Below are 21,243 nucleotides of genomic sequence, written 5' to 3'. Positions count from 1 at the left end.
TTGTCATTGGTGATTGAAGAAGGGAACACAGAACAGTTAACAATTATCAGTTATCAGTAAAGAATGAGGTGTTTATCGGGTTTAAATCCCGCACCATACGCCGTGATAACTATTCACTGTTTACTGTTTTAAAGAACCATTTGAAACCTCTCCATCCCCTTTTAATCTCCCCCATCTACTTTTTAAGCAAATATAAAACTTTCGTCGGGAGAATTAACTGTGAGAATATGGGCGATCGCATCCGTAATTTTCTGAGTTTGGCTGTTGCTTAAACCTGGATAAATTGGTAACGATAAGATTTGATTTGCTAGCATTTCTGCTTGAGGAAAATCACCAATTTGATAGCCCATATTTGAGAATCCTGGTTGCAAATGACAAGGAATTGGGTAATGAATTCCTGTTTGAATTCCCATCGCTGTAAGTTGTTCTTGAATGACACAACGATCTACAGCGCAAGATTCACAAACCCTAATCACATACAAGTGGTACACATGGCCTTCACCACTATAGTTTTGGATAGGGATCACACCTTTTGTCGCTAGGGATGCTAGTTCTGCATCATAATGTTGGGCAATGGTAAAGCGATCGCGATTCCAATTTTGGAGATATGGTAATTTTTGGTGCAGCACAGCAGCTTGGATGGTATCTAAGCGGCTATTGGTTCCGATTTCTGTGTGAAAATATTTGCGGGATGCACCATAATTTCGCAACCTTACCATTTTTTCAGCTACTTCTTGATCTCGCGTTAAGAGTATTCCGCCATCTCCAAATGCTCCTAAATTTTTGCTGGGATAAAAACTAAAAGCAGCAGCTATACCTACTGAACCAGCACGATATCCTTCTCGTTCAGCTAAATGTGCTTGAGCAGCGTCTTCAAAAATGAGGATTTTGTAGGTATCAGCTAAGTCTAATAGCTGTTTTGGTGATACCATTTGACCATAAAGATGTACGGGAATAATAGCTTTTGTTTTTGATGTAATTGCTTTTGCTGCGGCCTCTAAATCAATTAAAGCTGTATGGCGATCGCAATCTACTAAAATTGGTTTTGCCCCTGTACGTAACACACCAATTAGTGTTGCGATAAAAGTATTCGCTGGTAAAATTACCTCATCGCCAGCACCAATATTACAAGCTTGTAAACCGAGAGCGATCGCATCAGTTCCAGATGCAACACCAATTCCATATTTTGTACCAGAAGCAACTGCAAAAGCTGTTTCAAAATCAGAAAGTGTTTTTCCTAAAACAAAATCTCCCTGTTCTAATACTGCTTGAATTGCCTGCTGTAATTGATTTTGAATCGGTAGATGTTGTAAATTCAGGTCTACAAAAGGGATTGTTATTGGTATATTCATTTTCACTAACACTCAAAAAATTTTTTCAAAATCATATATAGCAATCCGTATAGAAGTTGTGAAAATTGAGAAATCAGATCCCCGACTTCTTCTGTGAAGTCGGGGATCTTGTCTGGAGCGAATGATTTAGGAATGCTATATTTATTCTTTAACAGAAGTGTTTTTCTTTCTCATTCTCCATTCTCGTTAGTGTTATGTTACCCAGGTAGAATCGGATACTAACGGAGAAAATAGGGATCAGGGATTGGGGATCAGGGATTGGGGAAGATGAGCTCACCCTGCTAATGTCTCCATCTTAAGAGCGTTAGCGTTCGCGCAAGCGTGTCGCTTTGCGACTCAGCTGCTCAATTTAATCTGCCGAAATGGTCATACCTCCATCACATAAGACCTCTTGCAAAAATATTTTTACCCCACCCTAACCCTAAGCGTAAACGGGGAGGGAACTAAATCTTCCCCCCGTTCACGGGGGGATTGAGGGGGGTTCATTCGACTTTTGCAAGAGGTCTATAGATTCTTAAGAATTTATGTCATCTTGTTGAGTCAGTAATTTATAACGGTAAGTTAAGAGAATCACCAGCCCTGTATGGCATGGAAAAAATTGTCAATTAATTGTTATTGCAGACCAGTGCAAAATCATTTCAATCCAGAATTTAACCATAGTCTCACAGTGGATCGTAATCGCGGTTTGCAAAAAGTACTTGAACGCTTGATCGGAACAATGGAGCGAGACGCGTTAATCATAGAAACGACAAATCGTCTCAGAGAAACGCTTCAAGTCGATCGCGTGGTTTTGTATTACTTTTACTGTCAGTGGCAGGGACAAGTGACATTTGAAGCTTTGAGTTCTGATGAATTTTCTATCTTGGGTTCAACAGGACCTGATGATTGTTTTAATGATGAGTACGCTGCCCTGTATTTGGCAGGACGGGTACGGGCAATCCCTGACATTGAATCAGAATCAATTGCTACTTGTCACCGAGATTTTCTGCGTCAATTGCAGGTTCGTGCCAACCTAGTTGTACCAGTCTTGACTCCCAAAGGATTATGGGGACTATTAGTGGCACATCAGTGTCAAGCACCTCGTCAGTGGTTACAATCAGATATTGAACTGATGCAAACACAGGCGCAAATTTTGGCAACGGCGCCTTGTATTCGGGAGATTTAGGGACTCACGAATGGGTTTTCTCTTCTGCTTTCTGCATTCTGCTATCTACCTTTTACATTCTCACTTGTTCTTGAGAATGGTATGTATGAATTATGTTAGGATAAGTGCTTAGTCAGGAATTTAACTTTATACTATTGAATTTAGTATATATTAAATAGCTTGATGAAAGTTAAATATTAAGCTGATACATAGGTATATTCCACAAGATTTTTTATGCCTAATATACCTTTATGGCAAAAAATTTTATTCGGTGCTTTGGGACTGATATTACTTACTTTTAGCGGTGTCAAAACAAGTGAATTATTTGCCGACTCTAAAACGCCTGAGCCTAAACCGACTACTGTCTCTCCAGTTCCTCCCTCTCCAGTTCCTCCCTCTATTAGTCCCTCACCAGATCAAAAGGATTTTGGAATTCATGTATGGACGGGAGAAAATAGAGAGTCAGTAGCTGATGTAGAAGTCGAGTTTTCACTTTCCATTGGATCGTCTGTAACTAGTAAAACTGGAACTGATGGATATGCCAGTATTCAGATTCCTAGTAAACTTAACGTACAACGAGTTATTCTTCGGAAGAAAGGGTTCAAAACTGCTATATACACTATCAATCCAATTATTAATAATGGCAAGACTATAGAGTACGAGTTAAAACCTGATCTCCGACAGTCGTTGGTATCTCCACCTTTACCTAGCCCCACCTCCTATATATCACCATCTCCTTTGCCCAATCCTTCTTCCAAATCTCAGTCTTCTTACCAAAAATCACCACCTCCGTTACCTACTCCCTTCCCCACATTTACATCCCCTCCTTCCCAAGTCTCTTCCCCTACAGAAAAAGTATTGAAGTCATCCTACAAAAATGCTGAACTTGCATTGCTTGACGGCTACACAATAGAAATTTTTTTTTAAATGAACCTGGAGGATTGAAAGATATAGCCTCTACTATTAAGAGTGAACTTGAGAGTAGTGCTTTGAAGTCTAAAGTGAACCTGCGTCCAGGAAGCCTCTCAAGCTTGAGAAACGCAGGACTTTGTCTTCCAGCAAACTTTGAAATTCGGTATGATTATGGTCAAGAGAAAATAGCAGCTAATGTATTGAAGCGCATTCTTGAAGGTATAATTCCAAGTCAAATTTTTGTTTTAGAAGAAGCCAATGGTCCCAACATTCACCCACATACTCCAAACTATATCTCGGTTTGGCTGGGTCCTATTGAAGATAACAGTTGTCAGTCCGAAGAATAAATTGTAGAAGAAGTAATCTTAGAAGAAAAATAAAGTGCCTTGCATAATGGCGGTATGAATCCAAATGTAAAGACGTAGCAGTGCTACGTCTGTTATTATTCACCGCAGTTTTGCCCAATTTGAGTGATCGTGTTGTCAGCTACAGTTCGATTCTTGAGAATCAGGCAAAAATTTAAATAATATTTAGTTTTACATATGCAGCTTTTCTGCACATCATGCTGCTAATTCATGAAACCTCGAATAATTGTCTGTGGTTTAGGACGCACTGGATATAAAGTTTTTCGTTTGCTGAGACAACAAGGGGCCTTAGTCATCGGCATTCATCATAAACCAGTTCCAGGCGAGAGAGCAGGAGATGTCATTGTCGGCGATCTGCACGCAGCTAGCACCCTCAAAGCAGCTGGGATTCAGCAGGCGCACACCCTGGTTATCGCTGGAGGTGACGATGCACTCAATTTGCGAATTATGATGCAAGCGCGGGTATTGAATCCGCGTATTCGGATTATCAACCGCTTTTTTAACACCAGTTTAGGAGAACGGCTGGATCATGCGGTTCCAGAACATTTAACTATGAGTGTTGCGGGATTAGCAGCACCCGTATTTACTTTTGCGGCGTTGGGAAGTGAAGCAATCGGACAAATCAAGCTGTTTCAGCAAACTTGGCCGATTCACGAAGAATATATAGATGAAGATCACCCGTGGCGCGATCGCAAACTCAGCGAATTGTGGAACGATCAGACACGGATGTTGATTTACTATATGCCAGCAGAAGGCGAGGTGGATTTAGTATCGGCGGTGGTTACAGGGCATAAATTAAAAGTAGGCGATCGCTTAATTGTGGGAACTCAACCCCGCGTTCGTTGCATCCGTAGATCAGTGGTTGCAAAACTGCTGAAAGTGTTTACCAGTTTGCGACAGTTTCAGCAACATGCTCAAGCGGTGGTAGTTATGTCTATAGTGCTGCTGGTAATTATTGCGATCGCTACACTCATCTACACTTCCACCGAAAGAACTGTTTCTATTATTGATGCCCTTTATTTTGCTGTTGGTATGATTACCGGGGCAGGCGGTAATGATAAAGTTGTCGAAAATGCTCCCACGAGTGTGAGATTATTTACCGTATTGATGATGCTGGTAGGAGCTGCGGTAATTGGTCTTTTCTATGCCTTACTTAACGATTTTGTTTTGGGTAGTCGCTTCAAACAATTTTTAGATGCAGCCCGAATTCCCCATCGCCATCATTATATTGTCTGTGGTTTGGGAGGAATTGGGATTAAAATTGTTCAGCAACTCCACAGCAGTGGACACGAAGTTATAGTTATTGAGCGTGATACCAACAACAGATTTGTCAACACAGCGCGAGGATTGGGTATTCCCGTCATTCATGGTGATGGTAGCTTTGCCGAAATTCTCAAAGTCAGTAATTTAGAAAATGCATCTGCACTCATTGCTGTCACCAACGACGACGCGACAAACATGGAAATAGCCCTCAAAGCTAAAGCCATCACGCCCAAAGTACCTGTGATTGTCCATTACGCCGATCCAGATTTTGCCCGTATGGCGCAACAAGTATTTGACTTTGAAGCTGTTCTTAGTCCCGCCGAACTCGCCGCCCCGGCTTTTGCTGCTGCTGCTTTAGGCGGACGCATCCTTGGCAATGGGATCACCGCCGATAGCCTATGGGTAGCTTTTGCAACATTAATTACACCCTCTCATCCCTTTTGTGGGCAACGAGTGAAAGATGCTGCAATGGACGCGGACTTTGTGCCGTTGTACGTGGAGACAAATAATCAAGAAATTCACGGCTGGGATTTACTAGAAATGAATCTCAGTGCCAGCGATATTTTATACTTAACAATGCCAGCAAATCGTTTGCATCAGTTGTGGCGTTATACACCCTCACAGGTAATGGTGAGTTGAAAATTGAGGTGTGATTGAATTTGGTGTGACTCTCAGATCCCCGACTTGTTCAAAAAGTCGGGGATCTTGGTTTTGCAATTCTCATAAATTACAGCATAATATTGAAACTAGATCAACAGTTCTAAGCCATTACCTAAGACTGGAACAATGCTGACCCCAATGCTTACCCATTTACTTTAGTATTTAGAGCTTAGTAAAGAGCCATATCTGCTCGAATTACCTCCATTTGGCATCTATACTTACGATTAAATTGCTATATCTATAACAAGCAGCACAGCAAAAAGAATCACAGGAAGCATTGAAATATCAGGGCTGTAGGTGCAATGCAGATACCATCAGGGTATGTAGGAGCAATGTCTTATAGCTGCAATAGCAAGAATGTCAAAAGTAGTGGTGCAAATATACAGACAAACAAGTAGGTGCAACTACTACAACAAAGGTTTTAGTGCGAAGGAATGAGTAAAATGTTTGACTTAGCAGTTTTTATTTACGAGCAAACAGATGAAATAAAGGCTAATTCCATTTGTCAGTATAGAGCTAGATTTGGAGTTGTGCCGAGAGTAGGAGATTATATCTATAGACATATAGGTATAGAAGGAGCTATAGACTGTCAAGTAATAAAGGTAGCTGTTGTTCCTAAGTTAGATCAGAATGCTACGGATGCGGATGCAATTATAAAAGCCATCCGCGTAGAACCTTTATATTGATCTTGAAATAAACAGTGTTGAATCATACCAAACGTTATTCTCGTTACCAAGTTCAACTTGGTAACGAGGTTTTGGAGACTGTAAAGTTCTTGTCCATAACCAAAGGGATGGCTATCATCTGCTGGCTTTTGACTCATACGAAGTCCTAACAGCAGTAATAGTTGATCGCCAGTATCTACAATTGAATGAATACCCTCAGATATCATCGCAGAACTACCAGTAATGGCGGCGGCGATAAATTTAGTCTTCCCTGTTCCCTATTCCCTTTCATTACTTGTAAACTTGTAATTCGCCATCTTGATGGGTAATTTCCCATCGTGTTTGTTCTTCCTCCTGCCAAAAACGTAATGACACTTTCGCGTCTCCTACGGCTAGATTTTTCAGTTCTAAATCTGGCAAACACTGTGGTAGTGAAGGCTGTATCTTTAACTTTTTCTGTGGTGCATCGGCTTCGAGTCCTAAGATGCTACGAATGAGCAAGAAAATCGAACCAGCTGCCCAAGCTTGGGGTATATTTGCATCTGGATAAGGCACAGGAAAGTTGTTGTCTTGGCGTTCTATTCCCGCAAACAATTCTGGCATCCGCCCAGATTGAAAATAACTAGCAGCAGCAAAAATACCTTCAGCAATGCGATTAGCTTCTTCGTGGTAGCCATATCGCTTTAATCCAGACGCAATGATGGAGTTATCGTGAGGCCAAACACTTCCCCGTTGATAACTAATCGGGTTATAGGCGACATTTTTGGCACTAAGAGTCCGCACACCCCAGCCACACCACATATCTGGTTGAAAAAGTCGATCAACAACCTTTTTTGCTCGTTCTTGGGGTACGATACCAGACCATAACAATTGACCGGGATTTGAGGCAATAGACTTTATTTGCTGCTTGTTGTTATCTAAGCCAAGACAGTAAAAGCCTTCGTCTTCCATCCAAAAGCGATCATTAAAGCGTTGATAAAGTGTTTCTGCTTTTTGGCGTAGCTTTTGCGATCGCTCTTTTTCTCCCCACACTTCATAAATTAAAGCTGCTTTTAGCCAAGCATCGTAGACGTAGCCTTGCACTTCACACAAAGCAATTGGCGGTTCAACTAGCTTGCCATTTGGGTAAACCATTGACTCACCCGAATCTTTCCAGCCTTGATTGCGTAGTCCGTGACTGGAACGAGTTAAATACTCTACAAATCCATCTTCATCAAAATCGCCGTACTTATCAATCCAACTTAGTGCTTTTTCTAGTGGCGATCGACATTCATCAAGCATACTGAGGTCAGCGTTCCAGCTATAAGCCTCAACCAGGGTAACAATCCAAAGAATAGTAGTATCTATTGTCCCGTAGTAGGGATTATACGGGAGTTGCTGTAATTTAGTTAACTCATCCCATCGGAATTCATGCAGCATTTTTCCTGGTTCGGCATCATGCCAGTCATCAAACTCAGTTGCTTGTAACTGAGCTAACCTAACAAGCGTACCACGGGCAAAATCGTGGTAAACTGCCATTGTTTGCAAGCTAGTAAGAATTGAATCACGACCAAAGACAGCCATAAACCAAGGAATACCAGCAGCAGGCATCCAAAATTGATGCCCATTATCCTCTACCTTAATTCGCAACGCCCCCATATCAACGAGTGCCTGCTGATAAAATTCCCTAATCTCGGCATTGGATGATTGTAAGTTTGTAGCATTACTCAGAAACTCATCCCTTACTTTTCCAGCTTCTGTTGTATGAGATATCGTACAGGTTTGTTGAGCTTTGAGAACATCTCCATTGGCTAAGGCTGTAAAGTTGATACAGGTATGCCATCTTTTTCCAGGAGAAATAACAACATTAAAGATCAAACGACCGTTAGCGTAGTTTGCTTTGGAACTAGAACAAATTGGTTCAGTCAAGATGCCTCGGACAAAAGAACCGTTATGGTACTTAGTAGAGAGTATTCCATCTTTCCATATTGTTGCTGTCTCTCCTCGTGTCACGATGTTCTTTGCTCTCACTTCAAAGATATCCGCAAAGTCAGAACGAATCGCTAGCATCAGTTGAAACTCTACTGGTTCCGAGTGATGGTTAGTGATATCGATATCTTCGTGCATTCCCCCTATAATGTCGCGTCGAATGGTTACAAGCAAAGTACCAGCAGGTAAGTTACCGTTGACAGTAGGGAGTTGGGGATTAGTGAATTGGTAAATAGCACTATGATGAGTAATATTGCTAGAAGCTAGTAACGATAGTCGGTAGCGATTGAGAGAAATTTCGTAGTAAGAAATTAGACGTGTGTCGCGAACAAAAAAACCTTGTGCTTGATTATCGTCGATGGAACCATCACTAGCTGTGACAAGAAATGAGGAACTATCGTTAATTGTTATTAAACCAGGATTTACAGTAACTTGTGTGGGCATAATCTTCAACCATTCTCCGTAAAACCTGGATATAATGTCATGCCACCATCTACAAATAGTGTTGTACCGTTGACATAATCAGAATCATCAGAAGCCAGCCACACTGCTGCTTTGGCAATATCTTCCACATTCCCTACCCGTTTTGCAGGAATTAATTGTAGTAACTTCGCTTCAGCCTCTGGGGTATCCCAAGCTGATTTATTGATTGGAGTTTTAATTGCACCAGGGGCTATGCTATTAACACGGATTTTATGAGGGGCAAGTTCTTGGGCAATACTTTGCATCATCATATTAATACCGCCCTTACTAGCAGCATAATTAACATGACCTGCCCAAGGAATTACCTCATGCACTGAACTCATACAAATAATTTTACCTGCTGCACAAGAGATATTAGGTTGCACACCTCGACGCAAAAATTCCTTTACAGCTTCTCTAGCACACAAGAACTGTCCTGTCAGGTTTACCCCAATCACCGCATTCCAATGGTCAAGGGTCATATCTACAAAGGCTGAGTCTTTTTGAATACCTGCATTGTTTACCAGAATGTCAATAGTACCGAATTGGTTGAGTACCTGGCTGAACATTGCTTTGACTTGGTCTTCTTTACTGACATCAGCTTGAATAGCAAAAGCTTCCCCATTATTAGCTTTAATATCATCAACAATTTTTTGAGCAGACTCAGCTTCAGAATGATAGTTGATAGCTACTGCTGCACCTGAAGAAGCTATATAGCGGGCTATAGCTTCACCAATCCCAGAACTAGCACCCGTGACAAGTGCTTTTTGACCTTTGAGCAGGTAAGGGGAATAGCTCATAATGTTTCCTCAGGATGTAGAGCTTGAGTGTTGCTGATACCAAAAACTTATAATTTTTTAATTTTGTCAATTATTTATTTTGATTCTGGCATTACTTTAGAGGTTTGCAGTGGCGATCGCTTCTAACTGTTGGATGAATCAAGATCTCTAACTAAAGAGTTATAAAAATTTCATAATTGTATAAAATACTTGGTTAATAAACATATAAACCTCGTCCATTTTGAAAGCTGGAGTTTTATATAAGGGCTTATAATTCACTTCTAGCCTGAGTTATACGCTTTACCCTAATTACAAAAAACTACGATTCTCAACGTAGACGTGGTTTAAGCAGCTATTTTCTAACAATTAAGATAAATTTTATTTAGATATTTTTTTAATATCAGCTTCCAATCGATAAAAAATAATTTATTTTATATAAAAATCATTCTTAAGATAGTATTTTTTTCTTGATTAATCAGAAACTATTTATTTAGAAATAGAAACTTCAGGATAAATGTTATTTACATAACGTTGTTAAAGGTGAAAATACGCAAATACTTAACGCTAAATTTTATTCTGACTCTAAAAATCAAAAAGTCATCACAAGTAAGTTGGTGGGACGCGAGTCAGCAACAGGGGTGTAAGGGAAACCCCTACACCCTTACACCCGCCCCAAAGGGGCTTGGTGACGAAACCTAAAGCTCATTGAAACTCCTACCAATGACGAATGACAAATGAGAACCTCTGGAAAAAATGATGCTTACTCTACCTCTCAATAGTCAAAATCTCCCCTATCCTGACCCTATACACCCCATCATCGTTCATTTTGTAATTGCGATGGTATTGTTTTCTTTTTTCTGCGACGTGGTGGGTTATTTTACACACAATGCGCGGTTGTTTGAAGTAAGTTTCTGGAATCTGTTTGTGGCTGCGGGAGCTATTTTCCTGGCGGTTATCTTTGGTCAATTTGAAGCAGGGCTGGCAAATAACTACGAAGCAGTTCAACCAACATTGAATTTTCATACAGTCATGGGTTGGTCATTAGCGGTACTTGTTGTGATTATTACAGCTTGGCGTTTCGGAATTCGCGATCGCAATCCCTTGAAAATACCACCTGCCTATCTTGGTGTCGCAACGTTTTTAATTTGTCTGGTATTCTTGCAAGTATATCTGGGAAGCAAATTAGTTTGGGTATACGGATTGCATGTCGAACCTGTGGTTGAAGGGATGAAGCAGGGAGTGTCGCAATGAACTCGCAACTAATTGAGCAGTTAGGTTTGCGACTGGGTGCTAACGGACTACCCTATGAAATTCCCATGCATCCGCAGTTGGTGCATCTGACATTGGGTTTGTTCATCATTGGCATCTTATTTGACATCGCAGGAGCTATTTTTCCCATAGAGCGACCAATTTTCAAATTTTTGTCTCTTCCTACCATTCGTTCTCGCTTCTTTGATGTTGGTTGGTACAACCTAGTAGGGGCAGCAGTTGTGACATTTTTTACTATTGCCTTTGGTTTTTTTGAGTTAATACTGGCAAACCCACCAATTAATCAAAAGAGCGATTGGGGATTGAACGCTGCTTGGACAATGCTTTTGCACGGTTTGGGTGGTATTTTGATCTTGGGGATCATCGTTGCCATGACAGTATGGAGAGGTTTGCAACGCTATCGTTGGCGCAAGGATGCTTCCAGGCAAGTGCAGTGGAGTTACTTGTTAGCAGGTATTGCAATGCTGGGCATTTTGTACGTCCACGGAACTTTAGGGGCGCAACTCGGAGAACAGTTTGGGATTCACGTCACTGCTGCGGAGTTACTCAGGAAGGGTAAAGACCCGAATTTACTGCTCAAATAAACTATTATGATGAGATTTTTAGAATATTTACTCATAGCTGGCTATATTGCTGTGCTGCTTGTTATCAGTAATTGGATTGGGCAGCAGGCGTATTCTTGGATGCCTCCTGAAGCTACAGCAGAAGCGCAAAAAGTAGATAGTTTATTTAGTTTTTTAGTCTCAATTGGCGCATTTATCTTGCTTGGGCTGGTTGGTATGATGGTGTACTCGGTACTGTTTTTCCGGGCATCTCCAAAAGACTATAGCGAAGGACATCCCTCCAGAGGTGATATGAAGCTAGAAATCCTATGGATGACAGTGCCAACTGTACTGGTGTTATGGATTGCTTTTCAAGGCTTTAATATTTATCGGCAGTTAGATATTACAGGTTTGAAGCAAATTGTACATTTGCATATGCCCCTAGAGTCTGAGCCTGTCTACGCTACAGAAGTCAGCGATCGCCCCAAACAAGCATCTGAAACTATCAGTGTTTTTGTCAAGCAGTGGGAATGGTCTTTCCGCTATCCAAATAATGTCGTTAGTCATGAATTACACCTGCCTGTAAATATTACGACCCGTCTAGATATGCACGCCAAAGATGTACTCCACAGTTTTTATATCCCTGAGTTCCGCTTACAGCAGTACATTGTCCCCAAACGGAATATTGATATTGTGTTAACCCCCACTCGTACAGGCAAATACCATTTAAAAGATTCTCTGTTCAGTGGTACTTATTTTGCTTTGATGGACACGAATGTATATGTTGAATCCTCCGAAGCGTATAACCAGTGGCTCAATCAAACTGCTGCTGATGAACAAACATCAACTACAAATCAAGCATTTACGGAGCATACTCAACCACCGAAAACATGGTTTAAAACTAGCTGGTACACTGTCACACCAGCGCAGCCAACTGTTATTACAGCTAAGAGGGAAGTAAATAATGACACATGATTCTCCTGGAGAGATAACTGGAGCTAGCGAGTCCGAAAATCCTCAAAATCAAGCTGTTAATAACTGGCGACGCTACTTTAGTTTCAGCACCGATCACAAGGTCATCGGTGTTCAGTACATGGTGATGACCTTCATTTTCTTTCTCATGGGTGGGTTAATGGCGATGATTATTCGTGCCGAACTGCTCACCCCCGAATTGAATGTTGTTGACCGCCCTCTCTACAACGGCTTGTTCACCATGCACGGGACAATCATGATTTTCCTGTGGATTATCCCCTTCAATGCAGGTATTTCTAACTACCTAGTTCCCTTAATGCTGGGGGCGCGAGACATGGCATTTCCTTTACTTAATGCCATCTCTTTTTGGATGATTCCACCTGCTGGTATTTTTTTACTGTCTAGTTTCTTGCTACCCAATGGCCCCGCACAGTCGGGCTGGTGGTCTTATCCACCAATCAGTCTACAAATTCCACCTGGTCAACCGATTAACGGTCAATTGTTTTGGATTGTGAGTTTAATCCTCATAGGTATTTCTTCTATTATGGGGGCTGTTAACTTTGTCACGACCATCTTTTGGATGCGGGCCCCTGGAATGACATTTTTCCGGATGCCTGTGTTTGTTTGGTCAGTTCTCAGCGCCCAGTTATTGCAGCTGATTAATTTGCCTTCATTAACAGGTGCATTGATCTTGCTGTTATTTGATATGAATTTCGGTACAAATTTCTTCAAACCGTTAGCTGAGGGCGACCCGATAATTTATCAACACCTATTTTGGTTTTACTCCCATCCAGCAGTTTACATTATGGCGTTACCAGCCTTCGGGATTTTTGCGGAGGTTCTGCCTGCCTTTGCACGTAATCCCCTGTTTGGCTATCGCTCATTAGCTCTTGCTACTTTAGGTATTGCTTTGGTCAGCATCTTTGTTTGGGTACATCATATGTTCACCAGCGCTACTCCTGGTTGGATGCGGATGACTTTTATGGTGACGTCAATGTTGGTTGCTGTACCCACTGGTGTGAAAGCATTTGGCTGGATTGCTACGATTTGGAAGAGTAAATTGCACCTAGAGACACCAATGCTATTTGCGATGGGAGGTGCGGCAATGTTTATTTTTGCTGGTATTACCGGAGTTATGCTTGCTGCAACACCGTTTGACATTCATGTCCACAACACTTACTTTGTAGTGGGTCATTTCCACTATGTTGTCTTCAACACCATCACAATGGCAATCTTTGCCGCCATTTATTTCTGGTTTCCTAAAATAACTGGTAGGATGTATGCCGAAGGCTGGGGTAAATTGCATTTCTGGTTGACCTTTATTGGTGCCAATCTCACCTTTTTCCCTATGCACCCACTGGGTTTACAAGGAATGGTGCGCCGTATTTCTTCCTACGAACCACAGTATCAAGGGTGGAATATTATCGCTAGTCTTGGTGGCTTCTTGCTGGGAGTATCCACACTGCCGTTTATTGCCAATATGGTTGGTTCCTGGTTATATGGTACAAGGGCAGTGGATAATCCTTGGCACGCCACTGGACTAGAGTGGACAACCTCCTCCCCACCACCACGAGAGAATTTTGAAGAAATTCCGGTTGTGAAAAGACCCCCCTACGACTATGGCGATCCAAAATATTCAGTAGTGGAACCTTCTGATGATAGTAATTCTGAACGCTAAAGAAAAGGGGACTAGGGGGACTAGGGAGACATATCAATTCAAAATACCTACGGTAGGCGCGTAGCGACTTCTGTTCCCCAAAGGGGTGCTAGGTAGGGTCAGTAGCCGCTTTGCATCTATAAAATTAAAAACTTTTTGACTTTTGACTTTTGATTTTTGACTTGTTTACCCCAATCCCCAATTGAATTATGACCCGTCGCATCATTCACATAGATGAAAGTCCTATCCGTTTTGAACGGTGGCGACGATACTTACCAGATTGGTTGAAGCGCTTTTTGCCAAGCGGTGGCGGGAGTGCTGAAGACCATCATGGCAAAGGAATGTTCGGATTTACCGTGTTCCTGCTATCAGAAAGTATAATTTTTTTAAGTTTTATCTTTACATATATTGCTCTACGATTAACCCACTCAGGAAATTGGCTTCCGCCAGGTGTTTCTGGACCCGAATTGTCTACTTTAGTAATTATCAATACGATAGTGCTGCTTTCTAGTAGCTTTGTCATTCAACCAGCAGAAAATGCCTTAAAGCGTCATAAGCTCAAAAAATTTCGCTGGTTGTGGCTGATGACAATTTGCATGGGAACTTACTTTTTAATTGGTCAAGGAATTGAGTGGAGCAAGCTTGATTTTGGCTTAAGTACAGGACTAGTTGGCTCAACATTTTACGTATTAACAGGTTTCCACGGTCTGCACGTTCTTACTGGTGTGATTCTTCAAATCACTATGTTTGTTCGCTCCTTCATTCGAGGTAATTATGAAAAAGGTCACTTCGGTGTGAGTGCAACAACTCTTTTTTGGCACTTTGTTGATGTAGTTTGGATCTTTCTATTCTCTCTTATCTACCTTTGGCAGGCATAAAAATATTCAGAAAATTACAACAATAAATAATTAAAAAGAGTTTGGAGAGTATTGTATGAACAGCCCTGTTTATCAAACTGTGATTGTCGGCGGCGGTTTTACCGGACTATTTACAGCTTTGCACCTAGCTCACGAACATTATCCTCGTTCTGTCATTTTGATTGATAAAGACGATCGCTTTTGTTTTAAGCCGTTACTTTACGAGTATTTTGATGGCGAAATGGATAGCTTCCAAGTAGTACCGCGTTTTTCGCAATTACTTGAGGGTAGCGGTGTCATCTTTGTTCAAGATACGGTGCAATCGATAGACTTGCATCAACAGGAAGTCAAATTAGCTTCAGGAAATTCTTACAAATACAGCAACTTAGTATTAGCTTTAGGTAGTGTTACTAGCTATCATCAGGTCGAGGGAGCCAAAGAATATGCTCTACCTTTCTGGACACAAGCAGATGCGATCGCTCTTGATCGTCACTTACGCGACTGTTTACAAAAAGCCGTCCAAACAGAAGATGTAGAACAACGCCGGAGATTGTTAACAGTAGTAGTGGTTGGTGGTGGTGCTTCCGGTGTAGAAATGGCGGGAACTTTAGCTGATTTTCTCCCACATTGGTATTCTGCTTTAGGAGGTAATCACAGTGAAATTCGTGTGATTCTCCTCAATCATGGTCAACAGATTCTTGATGGCGATATTAACGATCCACTACGTTCAATTGCTGAGAAAGAATTACAACAACGCACTGTACCAATTGAAATCCTGACGGAAGCAGAAGCTACTGCTGTTCACCCCAACGCCATTGAATATAAGAGTAATGATGAAGTTAAAAAATTGCCAACACATACCACAATCTGGGCTGCTGGTACTTCTACTCATCCCCTGATTCAAGATTTACCAATTCCCAAAGAACATCGAGACCATCGTGATCGCCCTCTAGTCACCCCCACCTTACAACTGCTTGACTTTCCAGAAGTTTTTGCAGGTGGTGATTGTGCAGCAGTTCAGAATAATTCGCTACCACCTACAGCCCAAGTCGCTTATCAACAAGGAGCTAATATTGCCAGTAATTTAAAAGCATTGGCTCTAGGAGAAGAACTCGAACCAGCTAAGGTTAATATCCGAGGAACCCTGTTGAAATTGGGGTTAAATGATGCTGCTGCTAACTTATTCAATTCTTTTGAAGTTGCAGGTGAACCCGCACACTTAATCCGCCAAGGCACTTATTTAACACTATTGCCAACTCCAATTCATGACTTCAAAGCCACTACCCAATGGCTGGATGAAGAGATATTTCATCATCACCTTGATCCTCAAGATGTAGGAAAAAAAGTGGTGCAAGCAGTGGAATTGGTTGGTGCAGGATTCATTGGTGTTTTAGTTGCAAGAAAATTACTGCGAATGTTGGGAGATGAGGAGAAAAGGGATTAGAGACAAGTCAAAAGTCATTCGATTTTAGATTTTGGATTTTAGATCTTGGATTTTAAAAATTTGGGATGCTCCCTTTTGAATTGATTTGTCCTCTTCTCCCCTAATATGTATTTGTAGAATAAGTCAGTTTTTCAGGAGCTTTGGGAATGACCGCAGCAACAGACCCCGTAAAATTGATGAAGCAACAAGTTGGTAAAGCTGCCGCCGATTTAGTCAAATCTAGTTCTATCGTCGGTTTAGGTACAGGTTCAACTACAGCTTATGCGATTCAATATATTGGAGAACGCCTTAAGTCTGGCGAGATCAAAGATATTGTGGGTGTTCCCACCTCTTTTCAAGCAGAAGTGCTGGCGAAGGAATACGGTATTCCACTAACTACTCTAGATGCAATTGACCACATTGATATTGCTATTGATGGTGCTGATGAGGTCGATCCACAGAAGAATTTAATCAAAGGTGGTGGCGCAGCACATACCCGCGAAAAAGTTGTCGATTACTTAGCAGATCAGTTTATTGTCGTTGTGGATGCTGGTAAATTGGTTGATCGCCTGGGTTCAGTTTTTGCTGTACCAGTAGAAGTCATACCAATGGCCATCACCCCTGTAATGCGCACAGTTGCACAACTTGGTGGTAAGCCAGAATTGCGAATGGGTGTGAAAAAAGCCGGCCCTGTGATCACAGACCAAGGCAATATGGTAATAGACGTCAAATTTGACTCGATTGATGATCCAGTTAACCTCGAAAAAACATTAAATAATATTCCTGGTGTTTTGGAGAATGGTATTTTCGTTAATTGCACGGATCTCGTTTTAATTGGCGAAGTCAAAGATGGTCTACCTGTAGTGCGGAAAATTTAGACAACTTCAGCAGATGAAGCGTCAAAAACCTCGCACTTAGCTACGCGAAGTGCGTAGGTAGTTCATAAGTGCTTCACTTTTATGATATATATGAAATACACAAACCCCATCAAACAACCGTAGATTAGTTGTAGAGGTTCCTAGCAGTGGGCATAGTAGTCGAAAACGTATCCAAACAGTTTGGCAGTTTCCAAGCGGTTGATCAGGTGAGTCTAGAAATAAAAAGTGGATCTCTGGTTGCTTTGTTGGGACCGTCAGGATCAGGGAAGTCAACTTTGCTACGGCTAATCGCTGGTTTGGAAATGCCAGATACTGGCAAAATAATCTTGACTGGCAAGGATGCTACTAATCAAAGTGTGCAGGAACGAAATATCGGTTTTGTATTTCAGCATTATGCTTTATTTAAGCACATGACAGTGCGACAAAACGTTGCTTTTGGTATGGAGATTCGTAAGTTACCAAAAGCAAAAGTGAAAGGGCGAGTAGAACAATTATTAGAATTAGTACAACTGAGTGGACTAGGCGATCGCTATCCATCACAATTATCCGGTGGTCAACGCCAGAGAGTAGCCTTAGCAAGGGCTTTAGCAGCAGAACCAAATGTGTTGTTATTAGATGAACCTTTTGGGGCGCTAGATGCTAAAGTCCGTAAAGACCTACGCGCCTGGTTGCGGCGTTTGCATGATGAGGTACATGTGACGACTGTTTTTGTTACCCACGACCAAGAAGAAGCGATGGAAGTTTCTGATGAAATCGTGGTGATGAATAAAGGACGTGTAGAACAAGTCGGAACACCAGCCGATATTTACGATCATCCCGCTACAGCATTTGTGATGAGTTTTATTGGACCCGTAAACGTATTACCGAGTACCTCAAATATTTTCCAAAATAATGGGTTCGATTCAGCAAATTCAGAAATGTTCCTGCGTCCCCAAGATGTGATTATTGAAACATCTTTTAACGGTACTACCGTACCTGCAAGGGTAAGCCGATTAATACATCTAGGTTGGGAAATTCAAGCAGAATTAACTTTAGATGATGGACAAGTGGTGACAGCACATTTGACACGCGATCGCTTTGATGAATTAAATTTAGAACCACAACAAAAGGTGTATGTCAAACCGAAGGAAGCTAAGTCTTTTCCGCTTTATTATTCGATTTGAGAAAGGCTTATACCGTTTAATTGTTTGATATTTTTTGATGATACAAATACATGAGTAGGGGCGTATGGCTGGTGGTTGTACGTCCCTACACTCATAAGCAACCCAATTTATAGCATAAGTGTTTAAGCAGACACAATATAATTGCTCCACTTCGTTAAACTGATATCAATTTCATCAATATTATTGCCTCAAGTTACGATTTTTCTGTAGAAAAGTTTGTCTAAGGCTAAATTATCAAGATCCCTAGAGGAGAGGTTTTTATGACTTATGATTCGGAAGACATACAACAAATTCTCCAAATGGCACTTGCTCAAAAACAGGAAGGTGAATTTTCACGAGAACAACTTGTAGAAATGGCATCCGAATTAAATATTTCTCCTAACATGCTGGAAAAAGCTGAACAACAATGGTTAATTCAGCGATCAGAACAACACCAACGACGAACATTTAATAATTTTCGACGCAAAGGTTTCTCGGCACATCTGATTTCTTTCTTAGCAGTTAATTCATTACTGATTTTGTTAAATTTATTCACTACTCCTAGTTATTTTTGGGCAATATTTCCATTATTAGGATGGGGTTTAGGTTTGTTTTTTCACGGTTTGAGCGTTTATCGAAATGAAGGAAAAGCTTATGAAAAAGCCTTTCAAAAATGGCATAGCCAAAATCTTAAAAATAAAGATTTTTGAGCATATTTTAAGTTGCTAGGCTTCTAGTTATTGTGATTGCAAATTCCTAAACACGACGCTTGAGTATAACCGAGAAAGGGATGACTACCCGTCCCTTTTTATTTGTCCTCCTTAACCGAGAAATCTTGGTGTCAATTTGACTTTACTTGCGGCTGTTGTGGCTTTTTTTCGTGCTTGTTGAATATTGTTACCTTTTGCTAAAGCAACTCCCATGCGACGATAAGGATGAGCAGTAGGTTTACCAAATAGCTTAATATCTACATCTTTTTCTGATAAAGCCTCAGCTACACCTGTGTAAGCGATCGCATCCAATTTTTCGGAAGCTAAGATTACCGCACTTGCTGAAGCTCCCAACTGTTCTATATGGGGAATTGGTAAACCTAAAATTGCTCGCAGATGCAGTTCAAATTCATTCAAATTTTGCGAGATCAGAGTTACCATTCCTGTATCATGAGGTCTAGGTGAAAGTTCTGAAAAAATAACCTCATCTTTTGTGATAAAAAATTCCACACCAAAAATTCCCGCACCACCTAAAGCATCAGTAATTTTTCTGGCGATTTCCTGCGCTTGTGCTATCATTTCTTCTGAAATTCCCGCAGGTTGCCAAGATTCTTGATAATCTCCTCTTTCTTGACGATGACCAATTGGAGAACAGAAAATTGTCGGCGCATTCCATTGTTTAATAGTCAGTAAAGTAATCTCAATTTCAAAATTAATAAATTCTTCAACGATTACTTTTTGAGTGTCGCCTCTAGAACCTGCGATCGCATAATTCCACGCTTTCTCAACTTCGCCTTTGTCTTTGACAACTGACTGACCTTTACCAGAAGAAGACATTACAGGTTTGACGACATTCGGAAAACCAATTTTATCAGAAATTGCAATTAACTCTTCTAGGGTAGAAGCATAACCATATTTTGCAGTTCTGATGTCTAATTTTTGGTGTGCTAGTTCCCGGATGCGATCGCGATTCATTGTATAGTTTGTCGCTGCTGCGGTTGGAATAACTGTGATTCCCCTTTCTTCAAATTCCAGCAATTTTTCTGTTCTAATTGCTTCAATTTCCGGTATGATAAAATCCGGCTGATACTTACTAACCATTTTTTCCAAATCATCACCACTCAACATTGAAATTACTTCTGCACAATCGGCAACTTGCATTGCTGGAGCATTTTCATAGCGATCAACAGCAATTACAAAATTACCAAGGCGTTGAGCAGCAATCACAAATTCTTTTCCTAGTTCTCCCGAACCAAGTAACATTAGTTTTTGTGGCAATTTAATATTACTATCCATAATACTCTTCATCTATTTTTAATAGAATTTTAATCGTTAAAAATTGCTCAACGCATTAGTAAAATTTGACGTTGTTGATGCAATATTTAGCATTTTTATCAAATTCTGGAAAAGATTTATATTTACAAATCAATCAAAATATATCACGAAAATTACTAACTTTACTTGGTATTTACATTATCATTTGTGAATTAAGTCATTTGTCGTCGTATTTTTCACATACAAAGCTAGTTTTATCGGTGTGCATCGATGTACCCTGTGCTTAGACACGCAGTGGCTACTTGTACCAAATTGCTACGCGTCTATGTTTTTTTCCTACACTCTAATTGCAAACCGCTATATTAAGTATGAAAAGAAAAAATTTGCCATTACCTATTTATTTTCAAAGTAGCTTACTGATATTAACTATCTTCTTATTGGGAGTTTCACTCATATTGACAAGTTTCTTTTCACTTGATATTTTAAGAGCCAGAATTATAGATATCGATAAAACAAATCAGCTTTTAGAAGCAAAAAAGCAAAAAGAAAATAATTATTTAGGGACTACTAAAGTAATTTTTTCCCAAGGATTTAGTGATAAAGGAATAGATCCTAGATGTCTAACTTGGCCATCAAAATTGTCATATAGCGGTTGGAGTGACGATCCCAAAGACCATGACTTTTTTATCGATCATTATATACCTCCTGGAAAAAAAGCTATTATCTGTGCGACACCTGCATTATCAGCTGCACTCGCTATACATCCTCGTAAGAGATTTCTATATGAAGTGTCAAAAATTGAGTTAGATGATGGATTATATGTTCGGGTTGTAGTTGGACTATCGGAGGTAAGAGAACCTTGTAAATTATTCACAGGTAGCGTAGATTGTGTAAACTCAATTTTGGCGCGACAAGCTGTAGTTAAATATGAACCGTAGTACTGGGGAT

General features: G+C 40.7%; 19 protein-coding genes. 14 read left to right on the top strand and 5 right to left on the bottom strand.

Annotated elements, in window-relative coordinates:
- Window positions 1-182 precede the first annotated feature (182 nt).
- Window positions 183-1,352, bottom strand: coding sequence for a DegT/DnrJ/EryC1/StrS family aminotransferase (locus AC5JMK_RS22655; protein ID WP_495911087.1), 1,170 nt, complete (start codon window positions 1,350-1,352; stop codon window positions 183-185).
- 625 nt (window positions 1,353-1,977) lie between these two features.
- Between AC5JMK_RS22655 and AC5JMK_RS22650 the strand changes: the two genes are divergently transcribed.
- The 4 genes from AC5JMK_RS22650 to AC5JMK_RS22635 all read left to right on the top strand — a co-directional run bounded on the left by AC5JMK_RS22650 (window position 1,978) and on the right by AC5JMK_RS22635 (window position 5,675).
- A complete protein-coding gene (locus AC5JMK_RS22650; RefSeq protein ID WP_096679061.1) occupies window positions 1,978-2,517 on the top strand; it encodes a GAF domain-containing protein in 540 nt (179 codons plus the stop codon).
- A 213-nt stretch (window positions 2,518-2,730) separates the two neighbouring features.
- Window positions 2,731-3,423 carry a hypothetical protein gene (locus AC5JMK_RS22645; protein ID WP_096676626.1) on the top strand — a complete coding sequence of 231 codons (693 nt, stop codon included), beginning with the start codon at window positions 2,731-2,733 and terminating at the stop codon, window positions 3,421-3,423.
- Between the two features lie 14 nt (window positions 3,424-3,437).
- Window positions 3,438-3,755 (top strand): hypothetical protein, encoded by a 318-nt coding sequence (locus AC5JMK_RS22640; RefSeq protein ID WP_096676625.1) that lies wholly within the window; start codon window positions 3,438-3,440, stop codon window positions 3,753-3,755.
- A gap of 228 nt (window positions 3,756-3,983) precedes the next feature.
- A complete protein-coding gene (locus AC5JMK_RS22635) occupies window positions 3,984-5,675 on the top strand; it encodes a potassium channel family protein (RefSeq protein ID WP_495911086.1) in 1,692 nt (563 codons plus the stop codon).
- Between the two features lie 646 nt (window positions 5,676-6,321).
- Here the strand turns inward: AC5JMK_RS22635 and AC5JMK_RS22630 are convergent.
- The 3 genes from AC5JMK_RS22630 to AC5JMK_RS22620 form a co-directional block, all read right to left on the bottom strand.
- The gene (locus AC5JMK_RS22630; protein ID WP_495911085.1) at window positions 6,322-6,588 is read right to left on the bottom strand and encodes a cation efflux transmembrane domain-containing protein; all 267 of its coding nucleotides are present in this window, start codon (window positions 6,586-6,588) and stop codon (window positions 6,322-6,324) included.
- A gap of 64 nt (window positions 6,589-6,652) precedes the next feature.
- Window positions 6,653-8,773 (bottom strand): amylo-alpha-1,6-glucosidase, encoded by a 2,121-nt coding sequence (locus AC5JMK_RS22625; protein ID WP_096676623.1) that lies wholly within the window; start codon window positions 8,771-8,773, stop codon window positions 6,653-6,655.
- Between the two features lie 5 nt (window positions 8,774-8,778).
- Window positions 8,779-9,591 (bottom strand): SDR family oxidoreductase, encoded by an 813-nt coding sequence (locus AC5JMK_RS22620; protein WP_096676622.1) that lies wholly within the window; start codon window positions 9,589-9,591, stop codon window positions 8,779-8,781.
- Between the two features lie 735 nt (window positions 9,592-10,326).
- Here AC5JMK_RS22620 and AC5JMK_RS22615 point away from each other — a divergent pair.
- The 9 genes from AC5JMK_RS22615 to AC5JMK_RS22575 all read left to right on the top strand — a co-directional run bounded on the left by AC5JMK_RS22615 (window position 10,327) and on the right by AC5JMK_RS22575 (window position 19,020).
- Window positions 10,327-10,821 (top strand): DUF2231 domain-containing protein, encoded by a 495-nt coding sequence (locus AC5JMK_RS22615; RefSeq protein WP_096676621.1) that lies wholly within the window; start codon window positions 10,327-10,329, stop codon window positions 10,819-10,821.
- Window positions 10,818-11,423, top strand: a complete 606-nt coding sequence (locus AC5JMK_RS22610) for a DUF2231 domain-containing protein (protein ID WP_495911084.1) — start codon at window positions 10,818-10,820, stop codon at window positions 11,421-11,423. The genes AC5JMK_RS22615 and AC5JMK_RS22610 overlap by 4 nt, the downstream gene beginning before the upstream one ends.
- A 6-nt stretch (window positions 11,424-11,429) precedes the next feature.
- Entirely contained in the window at window positions 11,430-12,356 is a 927-nt protein-coding gene (locus AC5JMK_RS22605; RefSeq protein WP_495911083.1) for a cytochrome c oxidase subunit II, read from the top strand.
- Window positions 12,346-14,031: a cytochrome c oxidase subunit I gene (ctaD, locus tag AC5JMK_RS22600; protein ID WP_096676618.1), complete on the top strand. Its 1,686-nt coding sequence runs from the start codon at window positions 12,346-12,348 to the stop codon at window positions 14,029-14,031. The genes AC5JMK_RS22605 and ctaD overlap by 11 nt, the downstream gene beginning before the upstream one ends.
- Window positions 14,032-14,219: 188 nt before the next feature.
- A complete protein-coding gene (locus AC5JMK_RS22595; protein ID WP_495911082.1) occupies window positions 14,220-14,888 on the top strand; it encodes a cytochrome c oxidase subunit 3 in 669 nt (222 codons plus the stop codon).
- A gap of 55 nt (window positions 14,889-14,943) precedes the next feature.
- Window positions 14,944-16,311 (top strand): NAD(P)/FAD-dependent oxidoreductase, encoded by a 1,368-nt coding sequence (locus tag AC5JMK_RS22590; RefSeq protein WP_495911081.1) that lies wholly within the window; start codon window positions 14,944-14,946, stop codon window positions 16,309-16,311.
- Window positions 16,312-16,457: 146 nt separating this feature from the next.
- The gene (rpiA, locus tag AC5JMK_RS22585) at window positions 16,458-17,168 is read left to right on the top strand and encodes a ribose-5-phosphate isomerase RpiA (protein ID WP_096676615.1); all 711 of its coding nucleotides are present in this window, start codon (window positions 16,458-16,460) and stop codon (window positions 17,166-17,168) included.
- Between the two features lie 146 nt (window positions 17,169-17,314).
- Window positions 17,315-18,331 (top strand): sulfate/molybdate ABC transporter ATP-binding protein, encoded by a 1,017-nt coding sequence (locus AC5JMK_RS22580; protein WP_096676614.1) that lies wholly within the window; start codon window positions 17,315-17,317, stop codon window positions 18,329-18,331.
- A gap of 260 nt (window positions 18,332-18,591) precedes the next feature.
- On the top strand, window positions 18,592-19,020 hold the full coding sequence (locus tag AC5JMK_RS22575) for a 2TM domain-containing protein (protein ID WP_096676613.1): 429 nt from the start codon (window positions 18,592-18,594) through the stop codon (window positions 19,018-19,020).
- Between the two features lie 111 nt (window positions 19,021-19,131).
- Here AC5JMK_RS22575 and purT read toward each other — a convergent pair whose 3' ends face one another.
- Window positions 19,132-20,316 (bottom strand): formate-dependent phosphoribosylglycinamide formyltransferase, encoded by a 1,185-nt coding sequence (gene purT / locus AC5JMK_RS22570; RefSeq protein WP_096676612.1) that lies wholly within the window; start codon window positions 20,314-20,316, stop codon window positions 19,132-19,134.
- 347 nt (window positions 20,317-20,663) lie between these two features.
- Between purT and AC5JMK_RS22565 the strand changes: the two genes are divergently transcribed.
- On the top strand, window positions 20,664-21,233 hold the full coding sequence (locus tag AC5JMK_RS22565; RefSeq protein ID WP_495911080.1) for a hypothetical protein: 570 nt from the start codon (window positions 20,664-20,666) through the stop codon (window positions 21,231-21,233).
- The last annotated feature ends 10 nt before the right edge of the window (window positions 21,234-21,243 follow it).

The organism is Pelatocladus sp. (genome assembly GCF_059505505.1).
Note: the sequence above shows the minus strand (reverse complement) of the source record. Positions and strands in the feature narration are given on the sequence as shown.

Bases quoted from the DNA above. Each gene is read 5' to 3' on its own strand.
- AC5JMK_RS22610 (WP_495911084.1), top strand. From the start codon at position 10,818: ATGAACTCGCAACTAATTGAGCAGTTAGGTTTGCGACTGGGTGCTAAC.
- rpiA (WP_096676615.1), top strand. From the start codon at position 16,458: ATGACCGCAGCAACAGACCCCGTAAAATTGATGAAGCAACAAGTTGGT.
- AC5JMK_RS22590 (WP_495911081.1), top strand. From the start codon at position 14,944: ATGAACAGCCCTGTTTATCAAACTGTGATTGTCGGCGGCGGTTTTACC.
- AC5JMK_RS22605 (WP_495911083.1), top strand. From the start codon at position 11,430: ATGATGAGATTTTTAGAATATTTACTCATAGCTGGCTATATTGCTGTG.
- AC5JMK_RS22595 (WP_495911082.1), top strand. From the start codon at position 14,220: ATGACCCGTCGCATCATTCACATAGATGAAAGTCCTATCCGTTTTGAA.
- AC5JMK_RS22565 (WP_495911080.1), top strand. From the start codon at position 20,664: ATGAAAAGAAAAAATTTGCCATTACCTATTTATTTTCAAAGTAGCTTA.
- AC5JMK_RS22645 (WP_096676626.1), top strand. From the start codon at position 2,731: ATGCCTAATATACCTTTATGGCAAAAAATTTTATTCGGTGCTTTGGGA.
- AC5JMK_RS22635 (WP_495911086.1), top strand. From the start codon at position 3,984: ATGAAACCTCGAATAATTGTCTGTGGTTTAGGACGCACTGGATATAAA.
- AC5JMK_RS22575 (WP_096676613.1), top strand. From the start codon at position 18,592: ATGACTTATGATTCGGAAGACATACAACAAATTCTCCAAATGGCACTT.
- purT (WP_096676612.1), bottom strand. From the start codon at position 20,316: ATGGATAGTAATATTAAATTGCCACAAAAACTAATGTTACTTGGTTCG.
- AC5JMK_RS22625 (WP_096676623.1), bottom strand. From the start codon at position 8,773: ATGCCCACACAAGTTACTGTAAATCCTGGTTTAATAACAATTAACGAT.
- AC5JMK_RS22655 (WP_495911087.1), bottom strand. From the start codon at position 1,352: ATGAATATACCAATAACAATCCCTTTTGTAGACCTGAATTTACAACAT.
- AC5JMK_RS22615 (WP_096676621.1), top strand. From the start codon at position 10,327: ATGCTTACTCTACCTCTCAATAGTCAAAATCTCCCCTATCCTGACCCT.
- ctaD (WP_096676618.1), top strand. From the start codon at position 12,346: ATGACACATGATTCTCCTGGAGAGATAACTGGAGCTAGCGAGTCCGAA.
- AC5JMK_RS22630 (WP_495911085.1), bottom strand. From the start codon at position 6,588: ATGATATCTGAGGGTATTCATTCAATTGTAGATACTGGCGATCAACTA.
- AC5JMK_RS22620 (WP_096676622.1), bottom strand. From the start codon at position 9,591: ATGAGCTATTCCCCTTACCTGCTCAAAGGTCAAAAAGCACTTGTCACG.